This window comes from Streptomyces sp. NPDC047706 (assembly GCF_043204795.1).
Classification (GTDB): Bacteria; Actinomycetota; Actinomycetes; order Streptomycetales; family Streptomycetaceae; genus Streptomyces.
Map to the genome: position 1 here is coordinate 22,573 of NZ_JBIDCW010000006.1, position 17,830 is coordinate 40,402.

General features: G+C 72.0%; 10 protein-coding genes and 1 pseudogene. 3 read left to right on the plus strand and 8 right to left on the minus strand.

The window, feature by feature from the left end:
* Positions 1 to 65 precede the first annotated feature (65 nt).
* The 6 genes and pseudogenes from ACGF8A_RS08900 to eccB all read right to left on the minus strand — a co-directional run bounded on the left by ACGF8A_RS08900 (position 66) and on the right by eccB (position 6,799).
* Positions 66 to 1,154: a S8 family serine peptidase gene (locus tag ACGF8A_RS08900; RefSeq protein ID WP_393105769.1), complete on the minus strand. Its 1,089-nt coding sequence runs from the start codon at positions 1,152 to 1,154 to the stop codon at positions 66 to 68.
* Between the two features lie 193 nt (positions 1,155 to 1,347).
* Positions 1,348 to 3,069, minus strand: a complete 1,722-nt coding sequence (locus tag ACGF8A_RS08905; protein WP_393105771.1) for a hypothetical protein — start codon at positions 3,067 to 3,069, stop codon at positions 1,348 to 1,350.
* Positions 3,069 to 3,500, minus strand: coding sequence for a hypothetical protein (locus ACGF8A_RS08910; RefSeq protein ID WP_393105773.1), 432 nt, complete (start codon positions 3,498 to 3,500; stop codon positions 3,069 to 3,071). Before ACGF8A_RS08910 ends, ACGF8A_RS08905 begins: the two co-directional genes overlap by 1 nt.
* An 85-nt stretch (positions 3,501 to 3,585) precedes the next feature.
* Positions 3,586 to 3,997 (minus strand): annotated as a pseudogene (locus tag ACGF8A_RS08915) (contact-dependent growth inhibition system immunity protein); the annotation flags it as partial.
* A 25-nt stretch (positions 3,998 to 4,022) separates the two neighbouring features.
* A complete protein-coding gene (mycP, locus tag ACGF8A_RS08920) occupies positions 4,023 to 5,261 on the minus strand; it encodes a type VII secretion-associated serine protease mycosin (RefSeq protein WP_393106234.1) in 1,239 nt (412 codons plus the stop codon).
* 17 nt (positions 5,262 to 5,278) lie between these two features.
* Positions 5,279 to 6,799: a type VII secretion protein EccB gene (gene eccB / locus ACGF8A_RS08925; RefSeq protein WP_393105775.1), complete on the minus strand. Its 1,521-nt coding sequence runs from the start codon at positions 6,797 to 6,799 to the stop codon at positions 5,279 to 5,281.
* Positions 6,800 to 6,997: 198 nt separating this feature from the next.
* On the opposite strand from eccB, the gene eccE reads away from it, so the two are divergent.
* From eccE to ACGF8A_RS08940, 3 genes are all read left to right on the plus strand, one after another.
* Positions 6,998 to 8,314: a type VII secretion protein EccE gene (gene eccE / locus ACGF8A_RS08930; RefSeq protein WP_393105778.1), complete on the plus strand. Its 1,317-nt coding sequence runs from the start codon at positions 6,998 to 7,000 to the stop codon at positions 8,312 to 8,314.
* On the plus strand, positions 8,314 to 9,093 hold the full coding sequence (locus tag ACGF8A_RS08935) for a hypothetical protein (protein ID WP_393105780.1): 780 nt from the start codon (positions 8,314 to 8,316) through the stop codon (positions 9,091 to 9,093). Before eccE ends, ACGF8A_RS08935 begins: the two co-directional genes overlap by 1 nt.
* Positions 9,094 to 9,438: 345 nt before the next feature.
* Positions 9,439 to 12,693, plus strand: coding sequence for an SCO5717 family growth-regulating ATPase (locus ACGF8A_RS08940; protein ID WP_393105782.1), 3,255 nt, complete (start codon positions 9,439 to 9,441; stop codon positions 12,691 to 12,693).
* A gap of 92 nt (positions 12,694 to 12,785) precedes the next feature.
* On the opposite strand, the gene ACGF8A_RS08945 is transcribed toward ACGF8A_RS08940, so the two are convergent.
* Together ACGF8A_RS08945 and ACGF8A_RS08950 are read right to left on the minus strand one after the other, a co-directional pair.
* Positions 12,786 to 13,745 (minus strand): bifunctional riboflavin kinase/FAD synthetase, encoded by a 960-nt coding sequence (locus ACGF8A_RS08945; RefSeq protein WP_393105784.1) that lies wholly within the window; start codon positions 13,743 to 13,745, stop codon positions 12,786 to 12,788.
* Between the two features lie 47 nt (positions 13,746 to 13,792).
* Positions 13,793 to 17,704, minus strand: coding sequence for a trypsin-like peptidase domain-containing protein (locus ACGF8A_RS08950; protein WP_393105786.1), 3,912 nt, complete (start codon positions 17,702 to 17,704; stop codon positions 13,793 to 13,795).
* Between the last annotated feature and the right edge of the window lie 126 nt (positions 17,705 to 17,830).

Sequence of the window (17,830 nt, forward strand, 5' to 3'; positions counted from 1 at the left end):
GTTAGAGTTGGTGCTCGTTGCTGTGTGCGCTTGCCTGCGGCTGGTGCCCCCCCCGCCTGGAGTCGTCAGGCTCTGCGTCGCGACCGTGCCATGGCGTATGCGCCGCCCCCGATGACCAGAACAGCTCCTGCCGCCCCCAGCGCGACCCACATGCTGTCGGACGACTCCGAGCTTGATCCTGCCGCCGACGTCTCGCCGCCGGGGGTGCGGTCAGGGGCCTGGGCCGAGGCGGCCTCGGAGGGAGAAGCAGGGCTGTTTTCGGTGATACCCGTCACGTTCTCCTTGGCGAGCGGGTCGGTGCCGGCGGGGCCTGGGTCGAAGTCGGCGTTCTCCAGCACCTTGCGGGGGCGGATCAGGCCGTATCCGAGGTAGGTGCTCGGGTCGTCTCTGGCCCAGTCACGTCCGGCGGTGTCGATCAGGCTGGCGAGCACCTGGTATGCCGTCCAGTCGGGGTGGGCGGACCAGATGAGGGCGGCGGAGGCGGAGGCGATGGCGGTTGCCTGGCTGGTGCCTCTTCTTGTGCAGTACGAGCGGAACGTCGCGTCACACCATGCCGGCACATTGAGTCCGGGGGCAGCCAGGTCAACGTAGTTTCCGCGCTCCGAAAACACCCCGGCCGTACCCTCTTCATCTGAGGCTGCGACGCCGACGACATACGGATATGCGGCCGGATATCCGACGAGGTTCTTGGTCTCTCCGTCGTTGCCGACACCAGCAAACATCAGTTTCCCTTTAGATTGGGCATACTTGATAGCTGCGGCCTCCGCCGGATAATCCGTAGGGGCACCGAAGGACATGTTGATGATCTTGGCGTCACTGTCCGCAGCAGCCCTGATCGCCTGTGCGGTGTTCGGTGCCTTCTTCGCTGCGGCCTCGTCCTTCAGATCAGGGAATGCGAGTCGGTAGGGTACAACCTTCGCCTCAGGGGCCAGGCCTTTAAGACCGCCACCAGAACCAGTACCAACGATCAGTTCGGCCATGCTCGTCCCGTGGCCGTTGTAATCCTCAGTCGCCTTGTAGCCAACGCCCTCCGGCACCTCCGCGGCGAGCACCTGACCCTTCAGTGAGGGGGTATCAGGGTTGACGCCTGAGTCGATGACGGCGACCTTGACCCCCTTGCCCGTACTCACCTTCCACATCTCGTCGGCCTTCATCGCGGACAGGTACCACTGATGGGCTTGTGCGTCCGCGGCCGTCGCACTAGGAGCCAGGCCTGCGGACAGGATGGCCAAGGTGCCAAGCGCTGAACAGAGGGCAACAGTTCGTCTCCGATGCCGTCTGGTGAAAGTCGCGCTTCGCCCGCTGCGCCGGCTGATCCCTGTGCCCATCTGTCCTCGCTCTTTCCGGTCAGTCGGTCGACGACGCCCCGTCGCGCCGCTCATCACGGCGCGTCCGCGTATCGCCGGACCGCTCGTCGGTCTTTAGGCCACGGGTTGCAGCGTTGATGCCGGGTGGGTGCCCGCTGCCCCTGGCTGCGAGGGCTGGTTCCGTCGGCGCTCCGACAACGCCGCTGGCGCTGCCCACAGAGCGGCGAGGGATCTCCTCCGCGCCCGCCGACGAGTTCCGCGCCCCGATCACTCCACGCTGCCCAGGCCGCTCGCCCGTGCCCCGCGAGGCAGGTGCGCTCTGACGGCCGACGACCGTGCCCCGCGGCTCACTGGAGCCGGTGGCGCCCCGGCTGGTACCGGTGACGGACCTACCTCCGACGACGCCATCCGAGTCACGGCTGACGACGGAGCGGCCCGTGCCGGTTCGCCCAGGATTTGTGACGCCCGTTCCGGTGGCAGGACCGCGCGGGACGCCGACTGCCTGACCGACCGCCGAGCTGACGGGCCTGGGCACCCCGCCGATGATTCCCCGCCCAATGGGGACGCCAGTCCCACGACTGCCTGCCGGCCCTGGCGTGGCGGCACGTCCCACCGGTGCCATAGGGCCGGTTGATGTACGTCCTGCCGGGGTTCCGGTCGGCGTGCCACCGGCTCGCCCCGGCGCCTGGCCAGTCCTGGGGGCGGGCCCACCACCGAAGTTTGAGGTGCGTCCGGCCGGACCTCGCGAAACTGGAGTTGTTGCAACGAAAGTCACCGGAGCCGGTGTTCCCACAGCGGTTACGTGGGGGCCTGTCGTCGGAGGCGATGCGACGGGCGTCGGCTTCAGGGTGTCCTGTGGAGGCAGGGTAACGACGCTGTCGATCTCCGTACCGACGTGCCGTGGCCCGACAGAGTCGTCCAAGCCGTATTGGGACGACCGCTGATCCTGCCCGCGACGGCCCACAACCGCTGGGTCCGCAAGTTCACGGACCGCACCGGAGTCACTAGCGGCTGCGAGAGTCCCTTGCCCTGAACGAGCCTCAATCGGAGTTCCTGGGTCTTCGATGATCGGTGCTGGCGTCGGCACCCCCACATCCGGCATCTTCGGAAACACCGGCTCCTCGGCCTTCTGCATCATCCCGCCCGACACCGTGTAGAACGACGCCAGCCGATACATCTGGTTGATGGCTTCCTGGCGGTGCTTCTCCGCCTGTACCGCCGCCATGTATGCGTCGTTGCTCTCGACCCGCTTGGCCTCGGGAATGTCCTCGACGGTCTTGGGGTCCGTGCGGGTGTCGCGCGGGGGCATGGACCTGCGTACGGAGGCGAGGCCCGAGCTGGCCGCGAAGACCTGGGTGCCCACCACGTCGGCGTAGATGGCCAGTTGGCGAGCCGTGGTGGCCAGGTCGTTGCCCCATTTGTGGACCGCGCTACGGGCTTCGCCCTCCCAGTCGACGTCGCCCAGGTTCAGGCCGAGTTCCTCGGCCGCCGCGTTGATGGCGTTCCGTGCGTTGATGATGGCGTCGCCCGCGGCGTCCAGCAGTTCGGGGTTCGCGGACTCGACGATGTCGATCATCTTGTTGAGGCCGTAGCCCTCGAAGCTGGTCCTGCCGAAGTGGAAACCCTTGACGGGCCCCAGGGGGCTGAGGTTGACCACGTCGGTCATACTCATGACCGCGTCGAGGCTGCCGTTCTGCTGGGCGGCCTCCTGGTGTTCCGCCTCGTGGAGGTTCGGCTGCGTTTTGTCCCTATCGCCGCTCATCAGTACCCCGCGTCCGTGCGCTCGGCGTCGTTCTTACGCTTGATCTGCTCGTGCAGCATCTCGTCGCGCTGCTGGTTGACCTCGGCCCGGATCTCGTGGAACCGATAGCGGGCCTCCTCCTCGAGATTGTCGAAGGTCACGTCCACGCCGTGCACAGCGATCATCATCGCCTCCAGTTGGAGGCCGAGCGACTTGGACAGGGACGAGATACGCTCGTGAACGCGCTCGTATTCCAGGTGGAGCGCCTTCGCTTCCGGGAAGTCACCCATGCCGAAAGCGCCTTGTGACAGGCTGTGAGCCGCTACCTTCGACGGGCCGCCCGCCGAGTCCTCGAAGTCCCGGAGCAGGTCGTCCACGCGTTGCTTGAACTTCGACAATGCCATCAGGCCACGCCGAACGTCGGCGGCCCCGCCCAAGTCTGCAGGAAGCACGAAGCCTTCCCTCCCCGTTTTGTTTCGTTGCCCGTCCTGAGCAGCCGGCGCCTCTCAAGTGTTCATGACCGCAACCTGAACCACTCTAGTGACTATCACTGACAGCCCCAACTGCCATTTGCGGCAACCCTGGTGCGGCTGATGTGAGCTTCACCGGTGCTTCGCGACAAGCCGTCACTCCCACCGAGCCGACCGGCGACGAGCCGAGCCAGCCGCTGGGTGCGTACGGTGCCTGCGGGCCGACCTCCATGCCCAACTCGGCGACGGCCAGGGCACAGTTTGACTCCTCCGGGTGCAGGGCGAGCAGCTCGTGGATTTCGCCGACGAGGCGGGCCACGAGGTGGGGGTCGGTGGTCGTGCGGTAGTCGTCGACGGCCGCGTCACGGTCGTCGAACTCGTCCGGCATGTCCTGGGAGAACCAAGCCGGCGAGGAACTGACCGAGCTCAGGAAGGCGGGTGTGCCACTCCCAGCGGGTGACAGGCGTGGCCGACGGCGGGCCTCGCCTTCTCGTCCGCCCCCGGTCATTCCGCCCCCACAACCCGCCGCGCCCGCCGTCGCGCGTCCCGGATCGCCACCGCCGTGCCGCCGAGGCCCGCGGCCAGGACCGCCGCGGCCACGGCCACGTACGTGGCGAGGCGGGCGTTGCGTTCGTCGGGGGTCTCGCCGAGCTGGAACTTCGCGGGTGTGGGGGCCTCGGCCCGGGTCAGGCCCTCCCGCGGCCTGGGGGACTCGATCGGGTGATCGTCCTCCGTGAGCGCGCGGACGGGGTCCACCACACCCCAGCCGACCAGACGGTCGTGGCCGGCGATCGTGCGTTCGGCGGTCTGCTCGATCTGGGCGACGATCTGCTGGGCGGTCCAGTCCGGGTGCTTCGACCTGACCAGCGCCACCACACCCGCGACGTACGGCGCCGCGAAGCTCGTACCGCTGTCGGAGCAGTGGCCGCCCTTGGGCACGGTCGAGATCATGTCGACACCGGGGGCCGCCACGTCGACGAAGTCGCCGGACTGGGAGAAGGAGGCGCGTTCGTTGTTGCGGTCGGAAGCGGCGACCGCGAGGACGCCGGCATAGGACGCCGGGTAGGTCCTCTTGACGTTGCCGCCGACGCCGTCGTTACCGGCCGAGGCGACGACGACGATGTCCCGGTCGATGGCCTCGTTGATCGCCCGTTCCAGGTCGGGATCGGGCTTCGCCGCGTCCGAGGTGTCCTGGGAGATGTTGATGACCCCGGCCTTGGCCTCGATCGCGTGCCGGATCGCGGTGGCCAGGGTCCCGGTGTCGCCGTGGCCCTCCGCGTCGTTCTGCTGGATCGGGATGATCGTCGCGTCAGGCGCCAGGCCGACGAAGCCGGTGCCGGTCGCGGGGCGGGCCGCGATGATGCCGGCGACCTTGGTGCCGTGGCCGACGGCGTCCGAAGTGCCGTTCTCCTTGCCCCGTTCGATCGGGTCGCCGTTCTCGTCCTTCAGGTTCTTCGGCAGGACGTTGATGCCGGCTTTCGCGTCGACCGCGTCCCTGAGCTGCGGGTTCGTCACGTCCACGCCCGTGTCGACGACGGCCACCCGCACGCCCTCGCCGGTGGACCGGCTCCACAGTTCGTCCAGCAGGACCCGTTGCAGGGACCACGGGCGGCCCGGGTACTGGCCGTTGGGGAATTCACACTGGTCCGAGTACGGCAGCTTCTCCGCGGCCACCGCCGGGGGCGCGAGGCCCGTGGTCGCCGTGAGCAGGGTGGCGGCGGCCGCCACCAGCGTCGTACGCAGCACCGTCGTCCTCCTCGTCACGAGCCCTGCGGCTGACGTGCCGCGGCCGTCGACAGCCGCGGTCCGGTGGGGAGGAACTTGGACCATGCGGCGGGAACGGGAGCCGGGTCGACGTCCTTGTAGCCCAACAGGGTCTGGGCCTGCATCGCCTCCCGCTGTTGCTGCTGACGCTGCTCGGCGGTCATACCGATGCGGGCGTCGTCCGTGGCGCTGTCCCCGTTGGACTGCAGGACGTAGCGCAGGCCTGTGTCAGTGACCAGGAACACGGGGCCGGTCTTCGTCGCCTCGCCCTGGAACTGACGGTAGAGCTGGCCGGAGCCCGGCGTGACGTAGGCACTGGAAGCGCCTACGGGGAGTTTCTGCGGGAAGTCCGTGCCCGCCCAGGTGCTCAGGGTGGTGGCGCCGGTGCCTGCGTGCACCCCGCGCAGGACGTTGCAGATGGTGCTGCGGCTCCCCTCCTCCGACGCCTCGTTGACGGGGGTGGGGTCTCCGGTCGGCCAGCGGCGTTCGGTGCCGAACGGCTTGCCCGGCACGATGTCGCCGGGGCTCACGGCCTGGGCCTGGCCTGCCTGGTCCAGCGCGACCAGCTCCGCGCTGAACAGCAGGAGCTGGGCAACGAACGCGGAGACAGGGGCGACTCGGCCGGGCAGCACCACGTAGTACTGGGGCGCGTTGTTGTCCATGGCCCTCAGGACCATGCCGACCTTGTTGGTCGCCTCGTCCAGCTGGCCCGGGGCGTCGGCAGCCGCACCCGGCTGTCCGGTGATGCCCGGGAAGGTGATCGGGTCGCCCTGGTGCAGGGTCGCGAGCCACTGCGCGGACACCCGCTGGGGCTGCCGGTCCGAGCCGACCACCGCGCGCAGCAGCAGTTCGTCCGCCTTGTCGACGGGGTACGCCGTCCCACCCGCGTCGATGACGTAGTGCTTGCCGTCCGGGGCGGAGACGTACAGCAGTTGGCCACCACGGAGCCTGCCCTTGCCGTCGGTCGCCGCCATGTCGCGGGATGACAGGACCAGTGCGGCCTTCTGCACGGAGCCGCCGCCGGCGCCCGGCCGCTCGCAGACCACCCAGCGCTTCGCGGTGCCGGCTTCCTCCGCCGAGGGCAACCGGTCCGGGGCGTAGGGGATGCCGATGGTGGCGCCGTGCGGGATCTTGCCGCTGTCGAGAACGGACTCGGCGACGGTGACGACGTCGCCCTGCCCGGCCTCCAGGAGCAGCTTCGCGGAGGCCATGTTGAGGACCGGGTGGAGCTGGGCCTGGCCGTCGGTCCTCAGCACGACGTAGCGAGTGGTCGACTTGCTGGCAACGATCACCTTGGCGTTCGGCTCGTCCCAGCCCTTCGGTGCCGTCGGCTTGAACATGCCCCACGCCCCGAAGACCGCCATGACGATCACCCCGACGATGACGCCGGGCAGGACCGCGCGCAGCGGTCGCGGCGCTCTCTCCTCCGAACCGTCGGGCGACGACTGCAGGAAGGCCGCGAGCATGCGGCGCTTCGCGAAGGTGTAGGCATTGAGCTGGTCCCGCCGAGATGCCATCTGTGCCTGCCTCTCCCCGTGATTCGCTGTAGCCGTCCGGCGGATGGCACGCTTCCCCGCCTGCGTTGTCGGACCGGCCCCCTACTATGCCTGGTATCTCGGGGGACCTGAGGAGACGGGTAGTGTGTCCGGGCCTTCGCGGGCCTTGGACAGTGCACAATTGCCGGCGAGTTGTGAGCAAATCGGGGGGATGGAGTGATGGCTGCCGGAACACGTGAACGGTCCCGTGGCCGATCGCGACCGGAGGGCTCCGCGGCGCCTCGGCAGGCGTCGGCGCAGCGTCCTGCCACGCCGGGGGCGCTTCATCTCAGATCGCGTGCGATGCAGACCGGGTCATTCCGGTTGCAGCGCGTGGTCATGCTGGAGGTCGCCGCCGCCGCGCTGCTCGTCGGATGGGTTGTCGGTCCGGTGGCCCTGGTGGTCGCGGCTGTGATCGCCCTCTGCTTGGTGCTGGTCTCCTTCGTACGCCGCCGGGGCCGGTCCCTGCCCGAATGGCTCGCCACGGCACAGGCGTTGCGGGCACGGCAGCGTCGTGCCGCGAGCACTCCGGTGCCCCCGGGCACGGAGCCGGGCCTAGCGCCCGCGTTGGAGTGCGACCCAAGTCTGCGGACCTACACGTTCACCGGACGTGATCGTCCCCCCGTCGGCATCATCGGTGACGGCACGTTCGTCACCGCCGTCCTGCAGGTCGAGGCCGACGCCACCGCGCTGCGCGCCGACCGGAACAGGCACCCCCTGCCGCTGAGTCTCGTCCACGGCGCCCTGGACGTGGACGGGATCCGGCTGGAGTCGGCGCAGGTCGTGCTGCACACCCAGCCGGCACCCGCGCTCCATCTGCCACGGCAGTCCGTTGCCGTCGCCAACTACGCGCCGCTCCAGGAGCGGACGGGCGCGCCTGCCGTGCGCCTCACCTGGATCGCGCTCAAACTCGATCCGGAGCTGTGCCCGGAGGCCGTGGCGGCTCGCGGTGGTGGCCTGGTGGGCGCACAGAAGTGCGTCGTGCGTTGCGCCGATCACCTCGCGAGCCGGTTGACCGGAGCCGGCTTCCGAGCCGCCCTCCTCGACGAGGAGGAGTTGATCGCCGCCGTCGCCACTTCGGCCTGCGCCAATCCGCTGGTGACGGCGGAGGCCGGCCGCACGGAGGCACGGGAGCGGCGGACCGAGGAGTCGGGCCGGAGCTGGCGCTGCGACAATCGCAGGCACACCACGTACTGGATCCGCCGATGGCCCTCGCTGGGTGGCCATCGAGCGCCCTCTCTGCCACAGGTCATCGCCCTGATCACGGCTGTACCCGCGCTCGCGACCACCTTCAGCCTCACCCTGTCGCGCGGGGAGAAACACGAGGTGTCCATGTGCGGGCATCTGCGGGTGACAGGGCGCAGTGACAACGAACTCGTCGCCGCGCGGCGGGCGTTGCAGGCGGCGGCGCGCCACACGGGCACCGGGCTGGCCCGCCTCGACCGGGAACAGGTACCCGGCATGCTTGCGACTATGCCCCTGGGAGGTGCCCGGTGATGGCCACGACCACGCGAGCGGGACACCCGGCCGGCCGCGGTGAGGATCTGACCACCACTTCCCAGCGGGCCCGGGACCTGCTGCGCAGGGGCTTCGGCCTGATCGGCCCTCGGCACGCGCGGCACTCCGTGTCCGCGAGCCAGTTGGAGGCGCTCACGCTGCCCATCGGCGACGACGGTGTCGTCATCGGTGTGGACGCGGAGAACCGGGCCGCGGTGCTCGGTGTCAACCGCCCGACGGCGTACGACGTCGTTCTCATCGGCGGTCTGTGGACCGCGCAGGTCATCGCCCTCAGAGCGGCAGCGACCGGTGCGCGCGTCGCCGTGGAGACCGGGCGCCCGCAGGCCTGGATGCAGATGGTGCATGCCATGGGCGGCGGTCAGAACGGCCTGGCCGTGTACGAAGTCGGTCGGGTACCCCCACAGGGCAGCTCGGCGGGGACGCCCGTGCTGGTGGTGCGGGACTGCGGGATGCGCCCGCCGCGCGGCCGGGTCGTCTCGGGGCCCTGGCAGTCGGTGCTGACCGTGCTGCCGTATCTCAGCCCCGTGGCTCCCCGGCTGGTACGGCAGGCGCGGCTCGTCGGGGTGCAGCGCGTCTCCCCGGACGAGGCGGCGGAGCTCGGCCGCACCATGGCACTACTGCGAACAGATGTGGACGCTCTGCCCACCCTGCCCGACGGCCTCACGCTCTGGTGCACCGACCGTGACCGGCAGTATGTGATGACGCAGCCGACCGACGCCGAAATCGGGTTGCTGGGTTCGCCGCGAAGGATGGACTGAATCAGCCATCGCCTGAGGCGAATTGCACTTTCAGCGGAATTTGCCCCGTTCTCCCCTTGTTCCAACCTCCGCTATAGGGCGGTTTGTTCACTGGAGGGGGCGACTCGCAGGCTGCCTGCGGGCCGAACGTGACACCGCGGACCGACCGTGATGGAGTGGACGGGCCTGCCGATGTGGGCGGCGTGGTGATTAGGCTGGTACCGGGCGCGACGCCAGTACCCACGGACCAGGTGCCGCCCCCGAGGGGGAGAGCCCGTGGATCGGACGACCTCGATTCGACCAAGCCCTACAGGTATTGGCCGCCCCCGCACGGCATGAGGGTGCTCGACCACACCAGGAGGAATTGTGAGCAGCGATCGGGACGGGATCCGCGGGGGCTGGGCGACGCCCGGCGATGATCAGCCCGACGCGGAGGCTGCCGTCGAGATGACGGGCGAGTTCACCATCGACTACGCGCCGCCTGCCTGGTACACGCAGAGCGCGTCCGGGGACTCGGGGAACTCGGGTGAATCGAGGTCCGATTCGTCCCAAGACTCCGGTTCCGGGCACTCCGGCGCTGCGGCCTCTCCGACCCCTCCGGCTCCCGTACCCGTCCCCCCGACCCCTCCGGCTCCCGTACCCGTCCCCCCGACCCCTCCGGCTCCGGCCCCCGCGCCCGCGCCCGCGCCCGCGCCCGCCGCAACCTCCACCCCTGCGTCGCCGCCGACCCCGGAGTCCGGGTCCGGGCCGACTCCGCCCGCGCACACCGCTGCGCCGGCGCCCTTTGTGCCGCCCCCGCCCGTGCCGATGCCTGGCGTGCCGTTCGCGCCGCCTCCGCCTGCTCCCGCGCCGGGAGTCGCGTTTCCGCCCGCCGCGCCGTCGGCCGGGGAGCACGGTGGGGTACCCAAGTTGCCTGAGGGGAGTGGGTTCGAGCCGCATCCGCCGGTCGCCCCCGTCCCGGACGCGGCGCCGGCGCCTCACGTGCCTCAGATCCATCAACCCCCGCAGGCGCCTCAGGCCCCTGAGCCCGCTCCTGCCCCGCAGGCACACGAGGAGGCCGAGGCCGGGAACGGGGACCTGGAGAGCGGTGCCACCATGCGCTTCTCGGCGGCCTCCCTGAAGCAGGAGATCGCTGACCGCGAGGCCGCCGTAGAGGCTGAGACGAAGGCCGGGACCGACGGCGAGGCCGACGCCGAGCCCGACGCCGATGCCGAGTCTCGTGAGCCGTCCGAAGGCGGCTCCCCGGGGGCGCCGGAGGACGCCGGTGTCGTCGAGGACACCGACGGTGGCACGCCGGCCGACGACAGCGACGCCGACGCGCCCACCGACGCAGCCGAGCCCAAGCTCGCCGACGGCACCGACGACGACGCTCCCGCCACCCCCGAGTCAGGCGAGGCCGTCGAGCCCACCGACGCCGACGCGACGACCCCGCAGGGCGACGCCGCCCAGGACAACGCCGCAGCCGCGCCGGCGGCACCCGACGCGCCCTCGGCCTGGACTCCCCCGCCCGCCCCGAACAGTGGCGTGCCACCCCTGCCGCCCACGTACCAGCCGGCGGCCCCGGCCCCCGCCGCCCAGTGGCCGGCACAGCCGCAGGCCCAGCCTCAGCAGCCGTACCCCAGCGCGCCCACGCCACCGTCGGAGCCGCAGCCCACGGCTGCCCAGGGCCGGCCGCCCCTGCCTCCGCAGCAGCCGCCCGTTCCGCCTCAGCAGCACCCCGCCTGGCCGCCGACCCATGCACCGGCTCCGCAGGGCCCCGACGTCCCACAGCAGCCCACACCCGAGTCCCAGGCCGAACCGGGCTACGGCTTCCCCCACCCGGGCACCCCCAACGCCCAGCAGGGCTACGGCTTCCCCCACCCCGGCACCCCCAACGCCCAGCAGGGCTACGGCTTCCCCCACCCCGGCACCCCCAACGCCCAGCAGGGCCACGGCTTCCCCCACCCCGGCACCCCCAACGCCCAGCAGGGCTACGGCTTCCCCAACCCGAGCGCACCCAACCCGCAGCAGGGCTACGGCTTCCCCCAGCCCCCGGCGCAGCATCAGGGGTCCGCCCAACCCGGTGTGCCCCAGCCCGGCGTGCCCGCGCAACCGGCGCAGCCCAACACCCCGCACCCTCAGCAGCCCCCCGCGGACGCCGCGCAGGGCCAGGCCCAAGTCCCGCACCAAGGCCACGGCCTGCCCCAGCCCCAGGCCCCGGCGCAGCAGCACCCACAAGCGCCTCACGTTCCCCAGCAACACCCGCAGCACCCGCACCAGCCGCAGCCTCAGCCTCCGGCCCCACCCACCGACCCCCGCCTCGGCACCGCCTGGCCGCAGCCGCTCCAGCACGACCAGCGTCAGCCCACCAACCCCGGTGCGGCGCCGCTCGGTTACACCGCGGCTGTCGAGCTGTCCTCCGACCGGCTGCTCAACAACAAGAGGCAGAAGGCGAAGAGCGGGCGTCCGGCCGCCGCCGTGTCGCGGTTCAAGCTGGGCGCCAAGAAGGAGGAGGCGGAGCGGCAGCAGAAGCTGCAGCTGATCCGGACGCCGGTGCTGTCCTGCTACCGCATCGCCGTGATCAGCCTCAAGGGCGGCGTCGGCAAGACCACGACCACCACCGCCCTCGGCTCGACCCTCGCCATCGAGCGTCAGGACAAGATCCTCGCGATCGACGCCAACCCGGACGCCGGCACGCTCGGCCGGCGGGTGCGCCGGGAGACCGGGGCCACCATCCGTGACCTCGTCCAGGCGATCCCGTACCTCAACTCGTACATGGACATCCGGCGGTTCACCTCGCAGGCCCCCTCCGGGCTGGAGATCATCGCCAACGACGTCGACCCGGCCGTCTCGACCACCTTCAACGACGAGGACTACCGGCGCGCGATCGACGTGCTCGGCAAGCAGTACCCGGTCATCCTCACCGACTCGGGAACCGGCCTGCTCTACAGCGCCATGCGCGGTGTGCTCGACCTCGCCGACCAGCTCATCATCATCTCGACGCCGTCCGTGGACGGTGCGAGCAGCGCCAGTACGACGCTGGACTGGCTGTCCGCGCACGGCTACGCCGACCTGGTCTCACGCTCGATCACCGTCATCTCGGGTGTGCGCGAGACCGGAAAGATGATCAAGGTCGAGGACATCGTGTCCCACTTCGAGACGCGGTGCCGGGGCGTCATCGTCGTCCCGTTCGACGAGCATCTCGCCGCCGGCGCCGAGGTCGACCTCGACATGATGCGTCCCAAGGTGCGGGAGGCGTACTTCAACCTCGCGGCGATGGTCGCCGAGGACTTCGTACGTCACCAGCAGATGCACGGCCTGTGGACCAGCGACGGCAACCCGCCCCCGGTCGCCGCCCCGCCGATGCCGGGCCAGCACTACCCCGCTCAGCCGATGCCCGGCCAGCCGGCACCGGAACACCCGATGCCCGGCCAGCCCATGCCCGGTCAGTACGCCGCCCCCGACCAGCCGTATCCGCCCCAGCCGGGCCACCCGGCGTACCCGGGCCACCCGACGCAGCCCGGCCAGCCCGCTCCCCCGCACCAGCAGGCCCAGCACCCCCAGCACCCCCAGCACCCCCAGCACCCGGGTTACGGTTACCCGCAGCCCGGCCGGCCCGAGGGGCCGCCCTCCCAGCAGTGACGGACGGCTGCCACGAGACGGAGAGACGATGAAAGGCGGCCGGTGCACACAAGCACCGGCCGCCCTTCATGGCGTCACGACAAGGGCGCCGTCTACGACCCCGAACCCTCCGCCGCCGCGATCAGCTCCCGGCACTGCTTCACGTCCTCCGCCATCCGCTCCAGCAGAGCCTCAAGCGTGTCGAACTTCGCCTGCCCGCGCACGAACGCCAGGAAGTCGACGGCGACATGCAGCCCGTAGAGATCCAGCCCCACGCGGTCGATGGCGTACGCCTCGACCGTGCGCTCGGTTCCGTCGAACTGTGGGTTGGTGCCCACGGAGATCGCGGCCGGCATGGCCTCGCCCGCCGCCTCAAGCCACCCGGCGTACACCCCGTCGGCGGGGATCGCGGTGTGCGGCAGCGTCTCGACGTTGGCCGTGGGGAAGCCCAGTTCGCGGCCGCGCTGAGCGCCCCTTACGACGACGCCCTCGACGCGGTGCGGGCGGCCGAGGATCTCCGCGGCGCCCGCCACGTCCCCTGCCGCGACCAGCCTGCGCGTCAGCGTCGACGAGAACGGCTCGCCGCCGCCCGCATCGCCCGACACGAACAGGTCGATCACCTCGACATCGAAGTCGTAGACCTTGCCCTGTTCGGCCAGGAACTCCACGTTTCCGGCGGCGCGGTGGCCGAAGCGGAAGTTGGGGCCCTCGACGACCGCCTTGGCGTGCAGCTTGTCGACCAGGACCTTGACCACGAAGTCGGCGGGCGACAGCTTCGAGAACTCCGCCGTGAAGGGCAGGATCAGCAGCGCGTCCACGCCGAGGCCGGCCATCAGCTCGGCGCGCCGGTGGTGCGGGGCGAGCAGCGGCGGGTGGCTGCCGGGGCGGACGACCTCGCTGGGGTGCGGGTCGAAGGTGACGACGACGGCCGGGATGCCCAGCTCGCGGGCGCGTTCCACGGCGTGCCGGATGATCAGCTGGTGCCCGCGGTGGACACCGTCGTAGGAGCCGATGGTGACGACGCTGCGCCCCCAGTCCTCGGGGATGTCCTCCAAGCCACGCCAGCGCTGCACTGTGACCGCTCCTCGAACCCGTGTCCGTCTATGCCTCTTACGCAGGTCTAAGGGTGCCATGCCGAAGGGGTCCGGCCCGCACCGGCATGGGGGCTGTGACCTGACGCACGTGCTCCTCGGCATACCGGAAGCCTTACGCCGGCCAGACTCTCGATCATCCGACGGGTGCTGGGGCCGACCACCGCGGCCCACTCCTGTGGAGCGTCGTTCAGCCAGTACGCGACGCGGGCGGCGAAGCCGGGAAGCTCGCGGCCGAGGTCGAGGAGCGCGCGGTCGAAGCGGGTGGCTCCCGCCGGAGTGCGGACGAGGAGCATGCCCGTGCGATGGACCAGGGCACGCAGTCCGTCCCCACCGTGCCGGGCGGCGGCACGCAGCAGGGCTTCCAGGACGGGCGGGGCCTCCTCGTGGACGAGGAGGAAGTCGCACAGCTCGCGGCGCAGGGCGCGGGAGACGGTGGCACCCGGTGCGCCGAGAACGCCGGCGAGCGCCACCCTCAGCTGCTCGGGCCCCCCGTCCAGCAAGCCTGCGACCAGGGCGAACAGCACGTCCTTGGCATCACGGCACCGGTCGGCGCGCCCGACATCCGCACCGCGGCACCGGTCTGCGCGCTCGACATCGACACCGCGACACCCGTCGCCGCCGCCCCACCCGCCGCCGCCGCGGCCACCACTCCCCCGGTCCTCCCGCCCATCCCACTGGTCCCACTCGTCCCGCTCGTCCCGCTCGTCCCGCCCGGAACCGACCACGCCCCGCCCCTCCGAGCACCCGCAACCAGCGTCCAGCCGCCCATCGACGTACGCGGCCACCGGCGCCGCCCAGCCCACCCGCAGCGCCACGGCCTCCCGGACCACCTCGGCGACTCTCCGCGCCGTCACCGGACGCCGCGCCCCGCCGACCGCGAACAGCGCATCGGCGAGAGCGGACAGCGCCTCCCCCGTGTCCCCCTGCCGCAGCCGGGCCCGGAAGGCGCCGAGTACCGGCTCCGGGTGGGTCGCCAGGGCGGTCACCAGCGCGCTCGCCGGCAGCTGCGGATCGCCCGCCGCGAAGTGCTCGACGGCCCGGGGCAGATACCTGGCCCGGGTGTGCGGATCGCGTACGAGAAGGGCGAGCGCCCCGCCGTGCAGCGCGACGTCGGCGGGGCGTGCCAGCAGGGTGAGCGCGGCGTAGCGCAGCAGCTCGCGGTCGGTCTCGTCCCGTGTGTGCGGCGCGGCGCGCAGCCCGTACACCATGGCAGAGCCCCGCCACCGCGACCGCTCGTCGTACGCCCACCGTTCCACGGCCCGGCACACGGCGGAGGGCTCCTCCTCCGCGAGTACGCCGAGCAGTTCGTCGCCCCGTCGGTGCGCGCTGCCGGCCAGCGCCTCCATGAGGTCGTCCGGCGCCCGGTGCCGGTGCGTGTGCAGCAGCGCCTGCGCGGCCGTCGCCACGGTCGCGTGCGGCGCCGCCGGGAGCGCCCGTTCGTCGTCGAACCAGCGGGTGAGGTGCCGCTGCACGGCCTTCGGGTCGGCGGCGAGCAACTGTGCGGCGGCGTCGAGGTACCGGTCCCCGCCGACCGGTCCGGTGTCGGCGAGGACCAGGCGGCGCAGCAGGTCGAGGCGCTCGGCGCCGGCAAGGGCCGGCTCCCTCCAGAAGGCGGGCCCGAACTCCGCCGGAACGGCCCGTCCCTGCCGCCGCCAGTCGACGATCGTCTCGGCGAGCAGCCGCAACACCCGCAGATACGGCGTGGCGTCCGGCACCCGGCGCAGCGTCTCGCCGAGCAGCCGTGCCGCCCACCAGGAGCGCGGGTCGTCGTCCAGGGCGTGGAGCAGCTCCTCCAGGCGAACGGAGAGCCGGTGTGCGCCGTGCTGCCGCGCGAGCAGCAACAGCGCCTCGACGACCGGGCCGATGCGATGGTGCGGGACGGGGTCCGGGTGCTCGGCGTCCGAGGCGGGGTGGTGAACCAGCGCACGCAGTGCCTCGTCCAGATCGAGGTGGGTGCCCTGGATCCAGTCGGCGAATTCCTCGTGGGCGAAGCGGTAGCCGGTACCGGCGGGGACGAGAAGGCCCTCGGTCAGGACCGCGGACGCCCAGCCGGTGCCGCCGCCGAGCCGGGCCGGGGCCGGGCCCCACGGAAAGAGCTCCTCGAACGCGCCGCGGGCGAGCTCGCCCTGTCCGGACCCCAGACTGCGCCGGGCGGCCTCGTGCACCTGTCCGGCGACCCTTGCCGCCAGCCGCCGTACGGCGCTGCCGTGCAGGCCGTTCCCGGCGGCGAGCCGCAGGGCCGTGCGCAGGCACATCAGGTCCAGGTGGGCGGCGAGGACGTCGTGCCGGTCCAGCGGTCCGGTCCACAGGGCGTCCGGGACGGCGTCCAGGACCTCGGCGAGGAGCCGGAGGGTGAGCGGATGACGGGCGTCGGGGCCGGCGAGGGCTCCTTCGGGGAGGCCGTGGCGGACACGGGCGCGTCGGGCCTCGCCCTCGTCGAGGCCGCCCAGGGGGACGCAGGGCGGCAGACCGGCGGGACCGGCGCCGGGGTGCAGGCATTCCTCGGGGAATTCGGCCCCCGCCCGCTCCCAGTACTCCGCACGGCACGCCACGACCAGACGCACCCCCTCCTCCCGCAGCCACCGCACGGTCCCCTCCGTCCATGCGGGCAGAGCGCGGGCCGCCTCGGGTGGCATCTCCTCCGGAGAGTCGAGCAGCAGGAGCAGCGGGCGGCCCGCGGCCCGGGCGACGGCGGCGAGGCGTTCCGGGCCGGTGTCACCGAGAGGCGCGCGGCCGCTCCCGCCGGGAAGGGCCACGGCGCCGAACCCCTCGGGGCAGCCACCGCCGGTCCCCACCCCGTCATGCCGGGCCACCCCCACCAGACGTCCGGACCACTCGCCTTCGACCACCGCCCCTCCTGGAACTACCCCGCCCCCAGCCACCACCCCTCCCGGAACAACCCCGCCCCCAGCCACCACCACACCCCGCGCCGCCCGGCTCAGCACGCGCCGTACCGCGTCCGCCACCGACTCGTCCCCGTCCCGCAGATCGGCTCCCCGCAGCCGTACCGTCGGTGCCGGGCGCGCACCCCGGCCGCGCCGGGCGGCGAGCGCCGCGAGTTCCGTCGTACGACCGCTGCCCGGCGCCCCGACGAGCGCGAGGACGAGGGCCTGCCCGTCGGCGAAGGCCGCGAACTCCCGGATGACGGCGGCCCGTTCGACGGGTTCGACAGGTTCGCCGGTCTGCTCGCGCAGGGAGACGAGCCCCTCCTGCCCGGCGGGCGCCGCAGCCGCAGTCGCCGCCGTCAGTTCGAGCACGCCGCCGAGATTGAGATCGGCTCCGTAGGCGGGCACCGCCGCCGCGTTGGCGGCGAGCACGGCGGCCAGCGGGCCGCTCTCGGCCGGCCGCAGCGGCACGGCGAAGCCGCAGTCGCGGTGACCGGTGTGCAGCGCGGTCCCGAGCAGGGCGACGACGGCACCGGTGGCGGCGTCGACGACCGGACCCCCGGCCGCCCCACCGCCCAGCCGCAGCGCGTCCCGCCCGGCCGTGCCGATCGCCAGTTCCAGTACGTCGTCGAGCTGACGGAAGCGGTCCGTGGCCGTGTACGTCACCCCCGACACCGCTCCCAGCACCCGCGCCTCACGCCAGCCGCCCGCGGCGATCCGCACATACGTGCCGGTCGCGACCCGGTCCCGCACAGTGATCGGCAGGGGCCGCACGCCGAGCCCCTCGGCGTGCACGAGGGCCAGGTTCCGCTCCGGCAGGGGGGTGACCGCCCCGGCGGGCACCACACAGCTGCGGGTTCCCGCGCACAGCACCAGACGGCTCAGTCCGTCGACGGCCTCGTGGCTGGTCAGGACGGTGCCGTGATGGTCGGCGACGAAGCCGGTGCCGCGCGGGCGCCCGGCGAGGTCGTGGATGCGGACGAGGCCGCCGTCGCCGGGGCCGGGGCCGGGCGCGCCCTCCTGCGGTGCGGTCCTCCGGTCCGGTACCGCCATGGTCGAACCTCCCCGCCGTACCGCCGTACCTCTGTGCTCCGAGGTCGACGGTAGGGGCGAGATGATCAGGGAAACAGCACGCCAGGCGAACGCGCCCCCCTGCACACCCCTGGTTCACTCCGAGCG